This is a genomic window from Mycolicibacterium hodleri (genome assembly GCF_025822245.1).
Taxonomy (GTDB): Bacteria; Actinomycetota; Actinomycetes; order Mycobacteriales; family Mycobacteriaceae; genus Mycobacterium; species Mycobacterium hodleri.
On sequence record NZ_JACKTL010000008.1, the window covers coordinates 142,796 to 158,756 of the forward strand.

Annotated in this window: 13 protein-coding genes; 2 read left to right on the forward strand and 11 right to left on the reverse strand. The window is 68.7% G+C overall.

From position 1 onward, the window contains the following. Positions 1-105: 105 nt before the first annotated feature. The 4 genes from H7J06_RS01850 to H7J06_RS01865 are packed head-to-tail and all read right to left on the reverse strand — an operon-like array spanning position 106 to position 3,841. Positions 106-855, reverse strand: coding sequence for a deoxyribonuclease IV (locus H7J06_RS01850; RefSeq protein WP_264036449.1), 750 nt, complete (start codon positions 853-855; stop codon positions 106-108). A 30-nt stretch (positions 856-885) separates the two neighbouring features. Then, positions 886-1,827, reverse strand: coding sequence for a 1-phosphofructokinase family hexose kinase (locus H7J06_RS01855; RefSeq protein WP_264036452.1), 942 nt, complete (start codon positions 1,825-1,827; stop codon positions 886-888). After that, the gene (locus H7J06_RS01860; RefSeq protein ID WP_264036454.1) at positions 1,824-2,597 is read right to left on the reverse strand and encodes a DeoR/GlpR family DNA-binding transcription regulator; all 774 of its coding nucleotides are present in this window, start codon (positions 2,595-2,597) and stop codon (positions 1,824-1,826) included. Before H7J06_RS01860 ends, H7J06_RS01855 begins: the two co-directional genes overlap by 4 nt. Then, the gene (locus H7J06_RS01865) at positions 2,594-3,841 is read right to left on the reverse strand and encodes an FGGY-family carbohydrate kinase (protein ID WP_264036456.1); all 1,248 of its coding nucleotides are present in this window, start codon (positions 3,839-3,841) and stop codon (positions 2,594-2,596) included. Before H7J06_RS01865 ends, H7J06_RS01860 begins: the two co-directional genes overlap by 4 nt. Positions 3,842-3,926: 85 nt before the next feature. Between H7J06_RS01865 and H7J06_RS01870 the strand changes: the two genes are divergently transcribed. Beyond that, on the forward strand, positions 3,927-4,769 hold the full coding sequence (locus H7J06_RS01870) for a class II fructose-bisphosphate aldolase (RefSeq protein WP_264036469.1): 843 nt from the start codon (positions 3,927-3,929) through the stop codon (positions 4,767-4,769). A gap of 7 nt (positions 4,770-4,776) precedes the next feature. On the opposite strand, the gene H7J06_RS01875 is transcribed toward H7J06_RS01870, so the two are convergent. Genes H7J06_RS01875 through H7J06_RS01895 form a run of 5 tightly spaced genes read right to left on the reverse strand, consistent with a single transcriptional unit; the run spans position 4,777 to position 9,761 of the window. After that, the gene (locus H7J06_RS01875) at positions 4,777-5,838 is read right to left on the reverse strand and encodes an ABC transporter substrate-binding protein (protein ID WP_264036470.1); all 1,062 of its coding nucleotides are present in this window, start codon (positions 5,836-5,838) and stop codon (positions 4,777-4,779) included. After that, complete coding sequence (locus tag H7J06_RS01880; RefSeq protein WP_264036472.1) at positions 5,835-6,947, reverse strand: ABC transporter permease; 1,113 nt, start codon at positions 6,945-6,947, stop codon at positions 5,835-5,837. The genes H7J06_RS01875 and H7J06_RS01880 overlap by 4 nt, the downstream gene beginning before the upstream one ends. Continuing rightward, positions 6,944-7,708, reverse strand: a complete 765-nt coding sequence (locus tag H7J06_RS01885) for an ATP-binding cassette domain-containing protein (RefSeq protein WP_264036474.1) — start codon at positions 7,706-7,708, stop codon at positions 6,944-6,946. Before H7J06_RS01885 ends, H7J06_RS01880 begins: the two co-directional genes overlap by 4 nt. Beyond that, positions 7,705-8,739 (reverse strand): class I mannose-6-phosphate isomerase, encoded by a 1,035-nt coding sequence (locus H7J06_RS01890; RefSeq protein ID WP_264036475.1) that lies wholly within the window; start codon positions 8,737-8,739, stop codon positions 7,705-7,707. The genes H7J06_RS01885 and H7J06_RS01890 overlap by 4 nt, the downstream gene beginning before the upstream one ends. Then, positions 8,736-9,761, reverse strand: coding sequence for a zinc-dependent alcohol dehydrogenase family protein (locus H7J06_RS01895; RefSeq protein WP_264036477.1), 1,026 nt, complete (start codon positions 9,759-9,761; stop codon positions 8,736-8,738). The genes H7J06_RS01890 and H7J06_RS01895 overlap by 4 nt, the downstream gene beginning before the upstream one ends. A 175-nt stretch (positions 9,762-9,936) precedes the next feature. On the opposite strand from H7J06_RS01895, the gene H7J06_RS01900 reads away from it, so the two are divergent. After that, positions 9,937-10,944 (forward strand): LacI family DNA-binding transcriptional regulator, encoded by a 1,008-nt coding sequence (locus H7J06_RS01900; protein WP_264036478.1) that lies wholly within the window; start codon positions 9,937-9,939, stop codon positions 10,942-10,944. A gap of 37 nt (positions 10,945-10,981) precedes the next feature. Here the strand turns inward: H7J06_RS01900 and H7J06_RS01905 are convergent, their stop codons facing one another. Both H7J06_RS01905 and H7J06_RS01910 read right to left on the reverse strand, forming a co-directional pair. After that, positions 10,982-11,845, reverse strand: coding sequence for a type IV toxin-antitoxin system AbiEi family antitoxin domain-containing protein (locus H7J06_RS01905; protein ID WP_264036479.1), 864 nt, complete (start codon positions 11,843-11,845; stop codon positions 10,982-10,984). Between the two features lie 141 nt (positions 11,846-11,986). After that, positions 11,987-15,937: a DNA-directed RNA polymerase subunit beta' gene (locus tag H7J06_RS01910; RefSeq protein WP_264036480.1), complete on the reverse strand. Its 3,951-nt coding sequence runs from the start codon at positions 15,935-15,937 to the stop codon at positions 11,987-11,989. Positions 15,938-15,961: the final 24 nt, after the last annotated feature.

The window sequence follows — 15,961 nt, forward strand, 5'->3', positions numbered from 1 at the left end:
CTGGTCGAGTACGGGCACGGGAACCTTTCGCGATCGGAAGGGTTGGTGTTCCCGTGGTGACGCTAGTCAACCCTTCGTTCATTCGCCGTTCATCGGGCCCGAACGTCAGACGTTGTCGCGCAGAAACGCGATGTCGTCTTTTCGTCCCTCGTCGGAGGTCTCGCAGATGACGGGGGCGTCGGCGGCCTTCACCACGGCGACCAGCAGCTGAGGGTCGATCTGCCCGGTGCCGAAGTTGGCGTGCCGGTCGGCGCCCGATCCCGCGGCGTCGCGCGAGTCGTTGCAGTGCACCAGGTCGATGCGACCGGTGATCGACTTGATTCGCTCGACGGCGTCGATCAGCGCCTCGCCTGCCGCCCACGCGTGGCACGTGTCGAGGCAGAAACCAATTCCCTTGTCGCCGATGTGATCCCACAACCGGGCGATCGTGTCGAAGTGACGGGCCATCGCGTGGTCACCCCCGGCCGTGTTCTCCAGGTACACCGGCACGTCGGTCTTCAAGGAGTCCAGCGCCTTGACCCACCGCTCGAAACCGGCGTCCACGTCGTTGTCGTCGGCGTGCCCGCCGTGGACGATGACGGCCGTGGCCCCGACGTCCGCGGCGGCGTCACACGTGTCCTGCAGGATCTTCCGCGACGGGATGCGCACGCGGTTGTTGGCCGACGCCACGTTGATCAGATAGGGGGCGTGCACGTAGAGCGGCACGCTCGAGGCGCGCAGCGCTTCGGCGTCCTCACGCGGTTTCGGCTTCTTCCAGCTCTGCGGGTTTCCGAGGAAGAACTGCACGACCTCGGCACCCTCTGCCGCAGCGGAGGCCAGTGGGTCGTCATCGTGGACATGCGAACCGATCAACACGCGGCCAGTCTAGGTCGGCCGTCCGACACCTCAGGTCAGAGGTGTGTCCGCCCTGGCCGGCTCGACCTGCACGGACCGTCGAGGGTCCGGCACCCCCAGCAGCGTGCCGTCGTGTTCGACGGCGGTCGCACCGAAGCGCAGCGCACTCGCCAACGCTTCCCGTCCACCACCGGGCACGGCCAGGTAGCCGGCCAGGAAGGCGTCCCCCGCTCCCACGGTGTTGACGACGCGCCGCACCGGGGCGGCACCGTGCAGCGCCTCTGGCAGGTCGGCGTCGACCAGCAGGGCGCCCGCGCCACCGAGGCTCACCAACACGGTCCGAACGCCGCGGCCCAGCAGCATCCGGGCGGCCGCCTCGACGTCACCGACGGTGCGCAGTTCGACTCCGAGCACCTCGGCGAGCTCGTCGGCGTTCGGTTTGACCAGATGCGGCAAACCATTCGCGTCGTTGTCCAGCGCCGCCGCCAACACCGGACCGGACGCGTCCACCGCCACCCACCGGCCCGCCCCCCGAGCCTCGGCGACCGCACGGGCGAGCCGACTCGGGGTGAATCCCGCGGGCAGACTGCCCGCCCACAGCACCCGGTCGCCGGCCCGCGCCGTCAGTGCGGCACTGCACAGCGCGTCGACTTCGTCGCCGGACAGCGCGGGCCCCGGTTCGTTGACCTTCGTGCTGCGGCCGTCGGCCTCGACCAGGGAGACGTTGCTGCGGACGTCACCCGCGATCGGAACACCGACGACGTCCAGGCCCAATTGCTGCAACGCCGAACGTATTTCACGTCCCGTGCCGCCACCGACGGGCAATACCGCACACACCTCGGCGCCGACCCCGTGCAGCGCCAGGGCGACGTTGACCCCCTTGCCGCTGGGCTCGGTCATGGTGGTGGTCGCGCGGTTGACCGCTCCCGGTTCGAGCCGCGGAAGGTGCAGCGTGCGATCGAGACTCGGGTTGGGCGTGACGGTCACGATCATCGGTCGGCCACCTCGACGGCGACGCCGGCGGCCCGCAGCCTCTTGCGGTCCGCGGCGGAGACCGCGGCATCGGTGATCAACACGTCGACGTCGTCCAGAGTGGCGTGCCGGGCGTGACTGACGTGTCCGAACTTGCTGGAGTCCACCAGGAACACCCGCTGCCCCGCCGCGGCCAGCATCTGGTGCTTGACGGCGGCCTCGTCGGGGTCGGGGGTGCTGAGGCCACGGTCGAAGGACAGCGCGTTGGTGCCGAGGAACGCGACGTCGACGTTGACGGCGGCCAGCGCGTGGCCGGTGAGCACCCCGACGGCGGCCATCGTCGCCGGCCGGATCCGGCCACCGAGGGCCACCACCTCGACGCCGCGCGCGTGCAGGGCCGCCCCGACGGGCCAGGAGTTGGTGTAGACGACGAGCCCGCGATCGGTCGGCAGCATCTCGGCCAGCAGCAGCGTCGTGGACCCGGCGTCGAGCAGCAGCGAACCGCCGTCGGGCACGAATCTCAGCGCCCGGCGGGCGATCGACGACTTCTCCGCCTGATGCACGCCGCGGTCGGCGACGTGTGGTTCGGCCCGGCTGGGTTCGCCCGGCACGGCGCCGCCGTGCACTCGACGCAGGAGCCCCCGCTCCTCGAGCAGGGCGAGGTCCTTGCGCACGCTCTCCGCACTGATCCCGAATCGACCTGCCAGACCGGCACTTTCGACTCGTCCGTCCTCCGCGAGAAGCCGGAGCACCTCGACGTGACGTTCGTCGGCGAACCACGTCCGACTCATGGGTTGCCCAGGTGGTCGTCGGCGCCGAGTTCGCCGCACGCCCGTGCGGCCAGGGTGGCCGCGCCGAGGGCGCCGGCCTCCTCGACGCCCGAGACCTCGAGCGGGCCGAACCGGGCGACCTTGGCTCGCATCACCTCTGCGCTGTGCCGCCATCCACCGGTGACGACGACGCGGGCGGCCGGGCCCACGACGTCGTCCATCGCGCGGTGCAGCGCCAGTGCCTCGTCGGCGGCCGTCGCGACCACGGCGCGCCACTCGGCGCCCGGGTCGCTGCCGGCCTCGGCGGCGGCGTCCAGCTCCGCCACGTCGGCACCCAGGCGCTCCAGCGCCCGCAGTTGCGCCAACCCACCCTCGGTGCCGCCGAGCAGGCTCCAGTGGCCGGCCTCGATGCTGGGGTCGGTGGTGATGCCCGCGACCGCGAGCCGCGCGACGTCGGCTCGAGACGGAATCGGCATGATGGTGCGCACCAACGCCTCGGCGGTGCCGGACGAATCCAGTTCGTGCCCTTGGCCTGTGGCGCGCGCACCGAGGGCGGAGGCCTGGTGGTCGTGGCCGGCCAGGGTCAGCACCGCACCGTGCAGCAGGGGGCTGACCGCGTCGGAGGAGACGACGCCGACCGGCACGCCGGCGGAAACCAGCGGCGGCATCAACTCGCGACGCGCACCCGACCAGTCCAGTGCCGCGTCCCACCAGTCGCGGGCCGCGACGTCGAGCCATCCGGTGCGGCCGGCGAGGGACAGTTCGAGAACCGCCTCGCCGCCGAGCCGGCGCACCACCCAGCCGCCGACGTCGAAGCGGGTCGTCGCGTCGCGGGTGGCCGGTACGTGCCGCATGAGCCAGCGGTGCTTGGTGAGCGAGAACTGGCCCCGCAGAGGCTTTCCCGCGATGCCCCCGAATGCCTCGGCGCCGATGGCCGACAGGAGGTCGGCGACCTCGTCGCCGTCGCGGCCGTCGTGCCAGGCGATGACCGGCGCCAGGGGCCGCTCCCGGTCGTCGACGAGGATGCCGGACTCCCCCATGCACGTGACCCCGACGGCGCGCACCTCGACCCCGGCGTCGACCGCCGCGGCGCTGAGCGCGTCGAACGCGCTGCGGCACAACGCATTCGCGTCGATCTCAGTGCCGTCAGGGGTGGTCTCCCACGTCGTGGCGGCGCGCCCGACGCCCAGCACGTGACCGTCGGCGTCGTAGACGACGGCCTTGCTCGACGTGGTGCCGACGTCCAGCCCGGCGTACGCCGTCATCGCTCTCCCGCCCATTGCCCTATTGGATGTGCATGGATATGGTTGCGTTTGATTGGATGTCAGTCAAGTCCCGACAGGAGTCGCCATGCCGCTGGTCACCACGGCCGAACTGCTGCGCGCGGCCGTCGCGAACGGCAGCGGCGTGGCCGCCTTCAACGTCGTCACCCTCGAACACGGCGAGGGCATCGTGGCGGGCGCCCAGCACGCCGCCGCACCGGTGATCCTCCAGGTGAGCGAGAACACCGTGGCGTTCCACGGCTCGCTTCGGCCCATCAGCGCCGCCCTGGCGGCCCTGGCGGCCGACGCCGCCGTGCCGGTCGGCCTGCACTTGGACCACGTCGAGGCACCGCATCTGTGGGAGCAGGCGGCAGCCGCCGGGTACTCGTCGGTCATGGTCGACGGCGGCGCCCTGCCATACGACCGCAACGTCGCCGTCACCGCCGAGGCCACGTCGCTGCTGCATGGACGGGGCCTGGCCGTCGAGGCCGAACTCGGCTACGTCGGCGGCAAGGACACCCAGGTCAGCAACGCCCACGCCCCCGGCGTCCGCACCGATCCCCGCCAGGCGGCCGAATTCGTCGGAGCCACGGGCGTGGACGCGCTCGCCGTCGCGGTCGGCAGCTCACACGCCATGACCACCCGGACCGCAGAACTCGACCTCGACCTCATCGCGGCGTTGCGCGATTCGCTGACCGTTCCGCTGGTGCTGCACGGCTCCTCGGGAGTGCCCGACGACGCGCTGCGTGCCGCCGTGCGGGCCGGCATCGTGAAGGTCAACGTCGGGACCGCCCTGAACGTCGCCTACACGGGGGCGGTGCGGGCGGCGCTGGCGGCCGACGACGCCGTCGACCCTCGCAAGGCCCTGCGTTCCGCGCGGGCGGCGATCGGCGACGCCGTCGCCCATCTGCTCGACGTCGTCAGCCGCTGACCCCCGCTCAGCACTCCGACTTGTACGCCGCGGCGCCACCCGCCCCGTCGAGGTTCTCCTTGGTGATGATGGTGAAACCGGTCTGCACGTTGGGCGTGCTCTTTCCGCCGTCGAGCGCGGTCACCGCCTCGTCCACGCCGAACTTGCCGATGGCGCCGGGGTCTTGGGCGACCAGCGCCTGCACGGTGCCCTCGCGCAGCGCCTGAATCTGGTTGGGTCCGGCGTCGAATCCGACGACCTGCACCTGTCCGCTCTTGCCCGCCTGCTTGATGCCGGTGGCCGACCCCTCGGCCGAGAACAGGTTGACCGCGAAGACGCCGACCAGATCGGGATCGCGTTGCAACTGCGCACCGATCAGCTGCGCGGCCGTCGCGGGATCGTTGTGGCTGTATTGCACGCCAACGTAGTTGAACTTGGGGTCGGCCTTGACGGCGTCCTCGAAGCCCTTGGCGCGCGCGTCGGTCGTCGAGACGCCGGGCTCCAGCCCCATCACCATGACCTTGCCGCCGTCGGGGTGCAGTTGCTTGATGGCGTCGAACGCCGCCGCGCCGCCACCCTCGTTGTCACTGGAGATCGCCGACGTCGCAAACGACGGGTCGACGGTCGTGGTGTCTACCAGGATGACCTTGACACCCGCCGCGGCGGCCTGCTGCAGCGGCTGTTGGAGAGCCTGGACGTCGGTGGGCGCCACCAGCAGCGCGTCGGGCTTTCCGGCGACGATGGAGTCGAGGATGGGCTTCTGCAGGGTCGGGTCGAACTTCTGCGGGCCCTGGGTGTTCACCTTGACGCCCAGCTTGGCCGCCTCCTCCTGCGCGCCACACTGCATGGTGATGTAGAACTGGTCGCCGACCACGCCCTGCAGGAGCGCAATGTCGTACTCCTTGCTGGCCTTTGGCGGTGCGGTGACGGTGGTGACGGCGGCCTGCGGCGAGGCCGACGACGAGGACGACGACGCCCCACCGGTCGTCGTGCCGCTCGGTTCGGACTGGGGCTTGGACGACGTGCAGGCGGCCACCGGCAATGCGAGCGTCATGACACTGGCGACGAACACGAGACGGTTTCGGTTCATGGACTTTCCCTTCGTGGTGAACTTCGCGGGGACCCCCTGCGGTTGAGGGGGTTTCGAGAACGTGCGCTGCGCATGGCGGCCGCCCGCCGGGACTGGTCGACGTAGACCGCGGCGATCAACACCGAACCGACCGCGACGCCCTGCCAGTACGGCTGAACGCCGATGATGACGAAGCCCGACTGCAGCACGGCCGGGATGAACAGCCCGACGAGGGTGCCGAAGACCGTGCCCTCGCCACCGAAGATCGACGTGCCGCCGATGACGACGGCGGCGATCACGTTCAGGTTGGTCAGCGACTGGCCCGCGATCGTCGTCGTGCCGTACTGCGCCAGCGAGAGCAGCGCGCCGAAGCCGGCCAAGGTGCCCGCCAATGCGTAGACGGCGATAAGGTGCCGGGTCACCTTGATGCCGGTGCGCCGAGCGGCCTCCTGGTTGGAGCCGATCGCGTAGGTGTAGCGGCCAAACCTGGTCTTGTGCAGCAAGATCGCACCCAAGATCACCACGACGAGCGCGACGAACGGCAGACCGGGAATGCCGAGGACTTTGATGTAGGCGCTGAAGTCGGTGAGTTCCGGTGGCACCGAACGGATGTCGATGCCACCGGTGAGCACCTGCGCCAGACCGAGTGCCACCGACAGCGTTCCGAGCGTCACGATCAGCGCCGGCACCCGGGCCTTGGCGACCAGGACACCGTTGACGGCGCCCCAGGCCATGCCGCTGAGCACCGCGGCCACCAGCCCGGCGGCGGCGACCCCGGGGCCGTTGCCGCCCATGGCGGCCATCACCTTCGCCGCGACGACCGACGAGAACACCAGCACCGACCCCACCGACAGGTCGATGCCCGAGGTGATGATCACGAACGTCATCCCGACGCCGAGCACGGCCCACACCGCGACGTTCTGCGACATCAGCGAGAAGTTGCCGGCCGACAGGAAGCGGTCGCCCGCGACGACGGAGAACCCCACGCAGATGACGATCAGCACGCCAAGGATCCAGATCGCCTGCAGGCTCAGCAGACGCTTGACGATCGACTCGTCGCCGTCGTCGGCCCCGGAGACGCCCCCCGTGGGTTGCGCGGCGCCGACCCGCGATTCGCTCGACGTGCTCATGCCGCCCCTTCCCGTCCGTCCAGGGCGCCCGTCATCGCGCCGACCAAGGTCTCCACCGTGGTGTCGCTCCCGCGGTAGGTGGCGACGCGGCGGCCGAGCCGCAGCACCTGGATGCGGTCGCAGATCTCGAGCACGTGCGGCATCGAATGGCTGATGAAGACCACCGCAATGCCCTTGTCGCGCACCCGTTTCACCGATTCGAGGACGTTCTTGGTTTGCACCACCCCCAGCGCCGCCGTCGGTTCGTCGAGGATGACGACCTTGTCCGCCCAGGCGATCGCGCGGGCGATGGCGATGCCTTGCCGCTGACCGCCGGACATCGACCCGACGGGAGTGTTGAGCGAGCGCACCGTCGCCCCCAGTTCTGCGAACGAGGCGGCGGCTTGCCTGCGCATCTCCTTCTCGTCCATGAAGCCGAGTCGCCCGAGCGGGCCTCGGCGGCTGAGTTCCCGTCCCAGGAAGACGTTTTGCACGGGGTTGAGATGTGGCGCGAGGGCGAGGTCCTGGTACACCACCTCGATGCCGAGATCGTTGGCGTCGCGCGGACTGGACAGCCGCATCGGCGCGCCGTCGAAGTAGATCTCGCCCTCGTCGAGTTCGAGACTGCCCGAGAGTGCCTTGATGAGCGTCGACTTGCCTGCGCCGTTGTCGCCGATCAAACCGACCACCTCACCGGCCTCGACGTCGAAGTCGGCGCCGTCGAGCGCGCGGACGTGGCCGAAGCTTCGCGAGATCCCCCGCGCCTCCAGCAATGCGGTCATGAGTTGCCTTCCCGGGATTTCCAAGGTCGTGGTGGCCACGTGGCGCCTGGGCCGCACACCAGCAGCCGGACGTCGCCGTCGACGCGCCAGCTTCCGGCGGCGGCGGGGACCACGAGGGTGTCTCCGGCCGCCACGTCGAGCGGCGCCCCGCGGGCCGAGGTGAGTGCCCCGCGACCTGCCAACACCACGGCGACGGCGAACCCGGCGGGCACGGCGGCCCCCGCGGTGAGCAGTTCCATCCGGAAGAACGGGTCGGCCTCGGCGGGGAGCGCGCTGACCCGTTCGTCGGGCGCGGCGTCCACGTGGCGGTGGAGCCGACCGGGGTCGGCGAGGGCGGCGACGTCGACGACCAACAGCGCGGTGTCGCGGTCCAGACCCAGGAAGACCTCGGCATCGGAGGCCTTGGTGTTGGTGCGCTCCAACAGGATTGACTGGTCGGTCGGCTCTTGGGCCTCGATCAGCAGGATGCCCGCGCCGATGGCGTGTGGCGTGCCGCCGGGGACCAGTACGCCGTCGCCGGGGACGACGGGGATCCGGTGCATGAGCGAGAGCATCGCCTCGGCGTCCTGGTCGTCGACGAGTTCGCGTACGCGCTGCGGCGTCACGTCCTCGCGCCAGCCCACCCAGACCGCGGCATCGGGGCCGGCCTCGAGCACGTACCACGCCTCGGTCTTGCCGTAGGCACACCCGAGGTGACGGGTGGCGTAGTCGCGGGTGGGGTGCACGTGGATGGGCAACCGTTGGCCCGCGTCGAGGAGTTTGACCAGCACACCGGTGTCCCCGGGTGCCCCGTCCGCGCGGCCCACCCAGCCGACGGGGTCGGCCCGAACGGCGTCGACCAGTCGGGTGCCGTCGGCGAGGGTGGCAGGCCCGTGCTCGGCGTCACCGAATCGGGCGACGGTGCCGCCGATCCACTCCTCGGGCGAGCGCAGCCCGACCGGCGCCAGCCCACGCCATGCCGCCAACGCGGGGCCGCCGGCGTACCAGTGTTCGATCACGTTGGGCGGCAACAGTTGTGGGTGCGGGCTCACAGTTCGATCACCACCTTGTGCGCACCTGCGTCACCACGCAACGTCTGCAGTGCCATGCCGTACTCGTCGAGGCCGAACCGATGGGTGATGAGGCCGTTGGTGCGCACCCGGGCGCCGCGCAGCGCGTCGATGGCCGCACCGAACGACGTCATCTCCGCAAACGACCCCCTGATGGTGATCTCGCGACGAAACACGTCGAAGGGGTGAAAGCGGACGAGGTCGTCGGCGCGGGTGACCCCGTAGATCAGGACCGTGCCGCCGCGGCGGGTGAGCGGCACGCAGATGTCTCCCACCACCGGTGAGCCGGTGGCCTCGACGACGGCGTCGTACCCGTCGCCGTGCGGCGAGGCCGCCAGCAGTGTGGCGATGTTGGCGTCGGGGTCGTCGCGGGCGATGCGCACCGTCCGGTCCACCCCGAGGCCCCGTGCGGTGTCGAGCTTGAACTGGCTGGGCCCGGCCACCGTGACCGACGACGCGCCGCCCGAGGCAATCAACTGCGCGAGCAGCAGGCCCGTCGGACCCGCGCCGAGCACCAGCGCGCTGCCGCCGGGTCGCATCTGCAGCGACTCCAGACCGTGCATGGCGCACGACGTCGGCTCGCTGAACACCGCGGTGTCCCTGTCGAGGCCCTCGGCCGAGAAGACCAGCGTGTGGTTGGCGATCGCATACTCGGCGAAGAAGCCGGGAAAGTTGCTGCCGAATCCCAGCATCGACTCGCACTGACCCAGCCGGCCGGCCAGGCAGTACGGGCACTGACCGCAGTAGACGTTCGGGTTGACGGTGACCTGTTCGCCGAGACGGAACCGTGTGACGCCGTCGCCTAGTTGGTCGACGACCCCCACCACCTCGTGGCCGGGGATCAGCGGGAACACCGCACCGAACTCGCCCTCGTGGATGTGCAGATCGGTACCGCACACGCCGACCTGGTCGACCTTGATGCGCACCTGCCCCGGCGCCGCCTCGGGCGTGGGGACATCGGTCACCGACCACGTCTTGGGGCCTTCGTAGGACACGGCCTTCATCCGTCGGCTCCGCCTCTTCCCTGCGTCCGTTGCTGTTACCTGCGTCACTCTCGTGGGCGCTTCGACGCGTGACGGTACGCCACTTTGCCAGCCATGTCACCGGTGTCAGAAAAACCGATCCAAATTTTCTGACATCGATGACATACTGTCCCGACCCGACGAGGGAGGACGGCCGATGGCGACGATGCGCGACGTGGCGATGCGCGCTGGTGTGAGCGCGAAAACCGTTTCCCGCGTGGTGAACAACGACCGCTATGTCTCCACCGACGTTCGCCAGCGCGTCGAGCAGGCGATCGCGGAACTGAAGTACGTGCCCAACATGCTGGCGGTGACGTTCCGCACCGGTCGCGACGCCGCGATCGGCGTGGCGGTGCCCGGCGTCGCCGACCCCTTCTTCGCGGGAATCATCAGCGCGGTCGAACGCGAGGCCAGCCGTCGTGGCGTAGCCGTCATCGTCACCAGCGTCGGCTGGGAACCCTCCCACGAGCAGCAATCCATCGAAGCGTTGCTGCACCGCCGGGTGGCCGGGATGATCATCTGCCCGGTAGGCCCCGACATGTCCTTCCTCCGGCCGTGGCAGGCGCGCGCGCCGCTGGTGTTCGTCGACCGGATGCCCGGCAAGCTCACCGCCGACGCCGTGGTGCAGGACGACGTGGGTGGCGGCCGGGAGGCAGCTGCTCACCTCGTCGCGCACGGCCACCGCACCGTGGCCTTCGTCGGCGACGACGTCGTCACCGGAATTCTGCGGCTTCGAGGATGCCGGGAGGCCTTGGCCGACGCGGGACTGCCCCACCCCGACGGCCTGGTTCACCTCGGCGAGGTCGACGCCGAGACCGTCACGGCGGCGCTGCGCCGGATCCTGTCCGCGCCCGAACCTCCGACGGCGGTGTTCTCGTCCAACGCGCGGTGCACGGTTTCGGTCGTGTCGGCGCTGCAGGCGTTGGGCCGCACCGACATTGCCGTCATCGGTTTCGGCGACTTCCCCACCGCCGCGGCGCTCCGCCCGGCCATCACGGTGATCAACCAGGACGGCGACGAGATGGGCCGCTTCGCCGTGGAGCGTCTCTTCGATCGCCTCGACGACCCCGACCGCAAGATGCGTCGGCGCACGGTGCTGCCCGTGTCGCTGGTGACGCGGACGTCGTGCGCGCTGCCGGGCGATACCGTCCACACCGGCCACTGACCCCGCCCCCAGCTCCCAGCTCCCCCTACGAGCGGGGCTAGGCGAGGAGTCGCTCGATGCGATTCACCAGTGGCCGCGCGTGTAGACGCACGTCGTCGACGACCATCGGTACCGTCGTCCAACCGCAGTCCTTCAACCGTTCGACCTTCAGGCGGTCGCGTTTCCAGATCTTCGGGTTGGCATGCCATTCCATACTGTCGTACTCCGCCACCACCATGTGTTCGGGCCACGCAAAGTCGACGCGCCACAGGTCGCCGCATTGGTCGACGATCTCGTACTGCAGTTGCGGCGTGGGCAAGCCGTGATCGATGAACACCAGCCGAGCTTCGCTCTCCATCGGCGACTCGGCGCGACAGTCGGCGTGTGGCAGCAACTCTCGTACGTGCACGATCCCCCGACGACCGGTCTGCTCTCGCGCAGCCATCTCGAGTTCGGGCGTCGTGCACGCGCCCACGTGCAGTGCTGCGTCGAGGGTCGCCAACGCCCGAGGTCGTCGCAACGAACAGGCAACCTCAACCGCCGTCCATGCCGGTGCAGTCGCGAGGCGTTCGTCCACCTTGCTCAACGCCGCTCCGACGCGCTGATGCACCATGACCCCTGCCGTGGGCCGCACTCGCACACCAGGATCGAGCACGTGCACCCGAGGACTACGTTCGGTGTCGAAGCCGTGCAAGTGCGCAGCGGTTCCGAGGCAGGCGACCATTTGCCGCCCGACCATCAGGTCCAGCGCGCGCAGTGTGCCGACGACGTCGGGAGGCGAGAGCGCGTACACGCCGTGGCACACCCTCACCAGGTCACCGGACCGCACGTGTGTTCTCAGCATCTTTCGTGACATCACGGCCTGAATCTGACCGGCGGTGATCAAGCCGTCTGCATTGGTGACCAAGTCGTGGATGTACACGGCATCTAGGCTGCTGACATCAAGAGCCCGGCGCCAGACCCATACGCCGATCTGTGGATAACTCCACCTCGCCAACAGACACAAAAGGCCCTCAATCACATGGATTGAGGGCCCTTTGCGTCTGCTCGCGCAGAGAGGTGACTAGCGGTAGTCGCTGAATCCGTAATCGTCGAGCGGCACGGCCTGGCCGGCACCCTGACCGAAGTCGGGGCTGTAGTACTGATCCTCGTAGGACGGGATCGTGTACGCCGCGGCGCGAGCTTCCTCGGTCGGCTGCACCTGGATGTCCCGGTAGCGGGCGATACCCGTACCGGCCGGGATCAGCTTGCCGATGATCACGTTCTCCTTCAGACCGTTGAGCCGGTCGCTGCGGCAGTTGATCGCCGCATCGGTCAGCACTCGCGTGGTCTCCTGGAACGACGCCGCCGACAACCAGGAATCGGTCGCCAACGAGGCCTTCGTGATGCCCATCAGGACCGGACGCCCGGCGGCGGGCTCGAGGCCCTCTGCCACCACGCGACGGTTCGCCGACTCGAACTCGGCCCGCTCGGTCAACGAACCGGGCAGGAATTCCGTTGCGCCCGAGTCGATCACCGTGACGCGACGCAGCATCTGCCGGACGATCACCTCGATGTGCTTGTCGTGGATCGACACACCCTGAGCGCGGTAGACCTCCTGGACCTCCTTGACGAGGTGGATCTGCACCTCGCGGGGGCCCTGGACGCGTAGCACCTCGTGCGGGTTGGCCGAGCCCTCCATCAGCTGCTGGCCCACCTCCACGTGGTCGCCGTCGGCCAGGAGACGCTCGGAGCCGTCCTCGTGCTTGAACACCTTCAGGCGCTGACGACGGGTGAGCTTGTCGTAGACGACTTCTTCACCACCGTCATCCGGGATGATCGTCATCTTGTAGAACTTCTCGCCCACTTCGATGTTGACCCGGCCGGTGACGTCCGCGATCGGAGCGGTGTTACGCGGCACGCGGGCCTCGAACAGCTCCTGCACACGAGGAAGACCACCGGTGATGTCCTCACCGACGCCGCCCTCCTGCTTGAACGTACGCATGGTCAGCTGCGTGCCGGGCTCACCGATGGACTGCGCGGCGACGATGCCGACGGCCTCACCGATGTCGACCAGCTTGCCGGTGGCCATCGAGCGGCCGTAGCACGTGGCGCAGACGCCGGTGCCCGTCATGCAGGTCAGCACCGAACGCACCTTGACCTCGGTGATGCCGGCGGCCAGCAGTGCGTCGATCGCCGGATCGCCCAGATCGTGTCCACGCTCGACGACCACGTTGCCGTTGGCGTCGACCGCATCCACGGCCAGCGTGCGCGCATAGGTCGAGGTCTCGACGTGCGCGTCGCGGGTCAGGGTGCCGTCGGCCTCGGTGGCCGCGATCGTGGTCATGATGCCGCGCTCAGTCTGGCAATCGTGCTCGCGCACGATGACGTCCTGAGACACGTCGACCAGACGACGGGTCAGGTAACCCGAGTCCGCCGTACGAAGGGCGGTGTCGGCCAGACCCTTTCGGGCGCTGTGCGTGTTGATGAAGTACTCCAACACGGTCAGACCCTCGCGGAAGGACGACTTGATCGGGCGCGGGATGAACTCACCCTTCGGGTTCGTCACCAGGCCCTTCATGCCGGCCAGGGTGCGCGTCTGGTTGAACGTACCGGTGGCACCCGAGTCGATCAGCTGAATGATCGAGTTCGACGCCGGGTAGTGGTCGCGCAGAGCGTTACCGACCTCTTCGGTGGCTTCCTTCCAGATCTTGACCAGGGCGTCGGTCCGCTCGATCTTCTCGAGCAGGCCGCGCTGGTACTTCTTCTCGATGGCATCCGCTTGCTGCTCGTAGCCGTCGAGGATCTGTGCCTTGTTCGGCGGCACCAGCACGTCGGCCATGGACACGGTGACACCCGAGCGCGTGGCCCAGTGGAAACCGGCGTCCTTGAGCTTGTCGACGGTCTGCGCGACGACGATCATCGGGTAGCGCTCGGCGAGATCGTTGATGATCGACGCCTGGACCTTCTTGTGCATCTGCTTGTTGACGAACGGGTACCCGCGCGGCAGCAGCTCGTTGAACAGCACCCGGCCCAAGGTGGTCTCCGCCAACCAGGCGTCGCCCATCTTCCAGCCGTCGGGGAACTGCGCGGCCTCGACGTCGGCCGGCGGACGCAGGTGCGTCAGCCGGACCTTGATCTTGGCCCGCACGCTCAGGGCGCCACGGTCGACGGCCATCTGCGCCTCGGCCGGCGAGCTGTACACGCCGGTCTCGACGTGGTCGGTCGACGCCGCGGTGCCCTCGCCGAGATCGCCGTCGATCTCGGTGGTCAGGAAGAACAGACCGGTCACCATGTCCAGACGCGGCATGGCCAACGGACGACCCGACGCGGGCGACAGGATGTTGTTCGACGACAGCATCAGGATGCGTGCCTCGGCCTGCGCCTCGGCGGACAGCGGCAGGTGCACTGCCATCTGGTCACCGTCGAAGTCGGCGTTGAACGCCTCACAGACCAGCGGGTGCAGCTGAATTGCCTTGCCCTCGACCAACTGCGGTTCGAAGGCCTGGATGCCCAAGCGGTGCAGCGTTGGTGCGCGGTTCAGCAGCACGGGGTGCTCGGAGATGACCTCTTCGAGGACGTCCCACACCTGCGGGCGCTGACGCTCGACCATGCGCTTGGCGCTCTTGATGTTCTGCGCGTGGTTCAGGTCGACCAGACGCTTCATCACGAACGGCTTGAACAGCTCGAGGGCCATCAGCTTCGGCAGACCGCACTGGTGCAGCTTGAGCTGAGGACCGACGACGATGACCGAACGGCCGGAGTAGTCGACGCGCTTGCCGAGCAGGTTCTGACGGAACCGACCCTGCTTGCCCTTCAACAGATCCGACAGCGACTTCAGCGGACGGTTGCCCGGCCCGGTGACGGGGCGGCCACGACGTCCGTTGTCGAACAGTGCGTCGACGGACTCCTGAAGCATGCGCTTCTCGTTGTTGACGATGATCTCGGGCGCACCGAGGTCGATCAGTCGCTTCAACCGGTTGTTGCGGTTGATCACGCGGCGGTACAGATCGTTCAGGTCGGAGGTGGCGAACCGGCCACCGTCGAGCTGAACCATCGGGCGCAGCTCCGGCGGGATCACCGGAACGGCGTCGAGCACCATGCCCATGGGCGAGTTGCGGTTCATCTGGAACGCCGCGACGACCTTCAGACGCTTCAGTGCGCGAAGCTTCTTCTGGCCCTTGCCGTTCTTGATGGTGTCGCGCAGGCTCTCGGCCTCGGCGTCGATGTCGAAGGTCTCGATGAGCTTCTTGATCGACTCCGCACCCATGGCGCCCTGGAAGTACTCGCCGTAGCGGTCGATGAGCTCGCGGTAGAGCACCTCGTCGACGATGAGCTGCTTGGGAGCCAGCTTGGTGAACGTGGTCCAGACCTCGTCCAGGCGGTCCAGCTCACGCTGGGCCCGGTCGCGCAGCTGACGCATTTCGCGCTCGCCGCCGTCACGAACCTTGCGACGGACGTCGGACTTGGCGCCGTCCTTCTCGAGCTCGGCCATGTCGGCCTCGAGCTTCTGGGCCCGCTCTTCGAGATCGGTGTCGCGCTGCGCCTCGACGGCCTTCTTCTCGACGACCATTTCGGCCTCGAGCGTCGACAGGTCGTTGTGGCGCTGCTCGGTGTCCACCGCGGTGATCACGTATGCCGCGAAGTAGATGATCTTTTCGAGATCCTTCGGGGCCAGGTCGAGCAGGTAGCCGAGACGGCTGGGCACGCCCTTGAAGTACCAGATGTGGGTGACGGGTGCGGCCAGTTCGATGTGGCCCATCCGCTCACGACGCACCTTGGCGCGAGTTACCTCGACGCCGCAGCGCTCACAGACGATGCCCTTGAAGCGCACGCGCTTGTACTTGCCGCAGTAGCACTCCCAGTCGCGAGTCGGTCCGAAGATCTTCTCGCAGAACAGGCCGTCCTTCTCTGGCTTGAGCGTGCGGTAGTTGATGGTCTCCGGCTTCTTGACCTCACCGTAGGACCAATTGCGGATGTCGTCCGCAGTGGCGAGGCCAATGCGGAGTTCATCGAAGAAGTTGACGTCGAGCACGTAACTCCCTTTCCCCTTGCGGGA

Coding starts and splice junctions, on each gene's coding strand:
- H7J06_RS01855 (WP_264036452.1), bottom strand. CDS start 1,827: ATGATCGTGACCGTCACGCCCAACCCGAGTCTCGATCGCACGCTGCAC.
- H7J06_RS01860 (WP_264036454.1), bottom strand. CDS start 2,597: ATGAGTCGGACGTGGTTCGCCGACGAACGTCACGTCGAGGTGCTCCGG.
- H7J06_RS01865 (WP_264036456.1), bottom strand. CDS start 3,841: ATGACGGCGTACGCCGGGCTGGACGTCGGCACCACGTCGAGCAAGGCC.
- H7J06_RS01870 (WP_264036469.1), top strand. CDS start 3,927: ATGCCGCTGGTCACCACGGCCGAACTGCTGCGCGCGGCCGTCGCGAAC.
- H7J06_RS01875 (WP_264036470.1), bottom strand. CDS start 5,838: ATGAACCGAAACCGTCTCGTGTTCGTCGCCAGTGTCATGACGCTCGCA.
- H7J06_RS01880 (WP_264036472.1), bottom strand. CDS start 6,947: ATGAGCACGTCGAGCGAATCGCGGGTCGGCGCCGCGCAACCCACGGGG.
- H7J06_RS01885 (WP_264036474.1), bottom strand. CDS start 7,708: ATGACCGCATTGCTGGAGGCGCGGGGGATCTCGCGAAGCTTCGGCCAC.
- H7J06_RS01895 (WP_264036477.1), bottom strand. CDS start 9,761: ATGAAGGCCGTGTCCTACGAAGGCCCCAAGACGTGGTCGGTGACCGAT.
- H7J06_RS01900 (WP_264036478.1), top strand. CDS start 9,937: ATGGCGACGATGCGCGACGTGGCGATGCGCGCTGGTGTGAGCGCGAAA.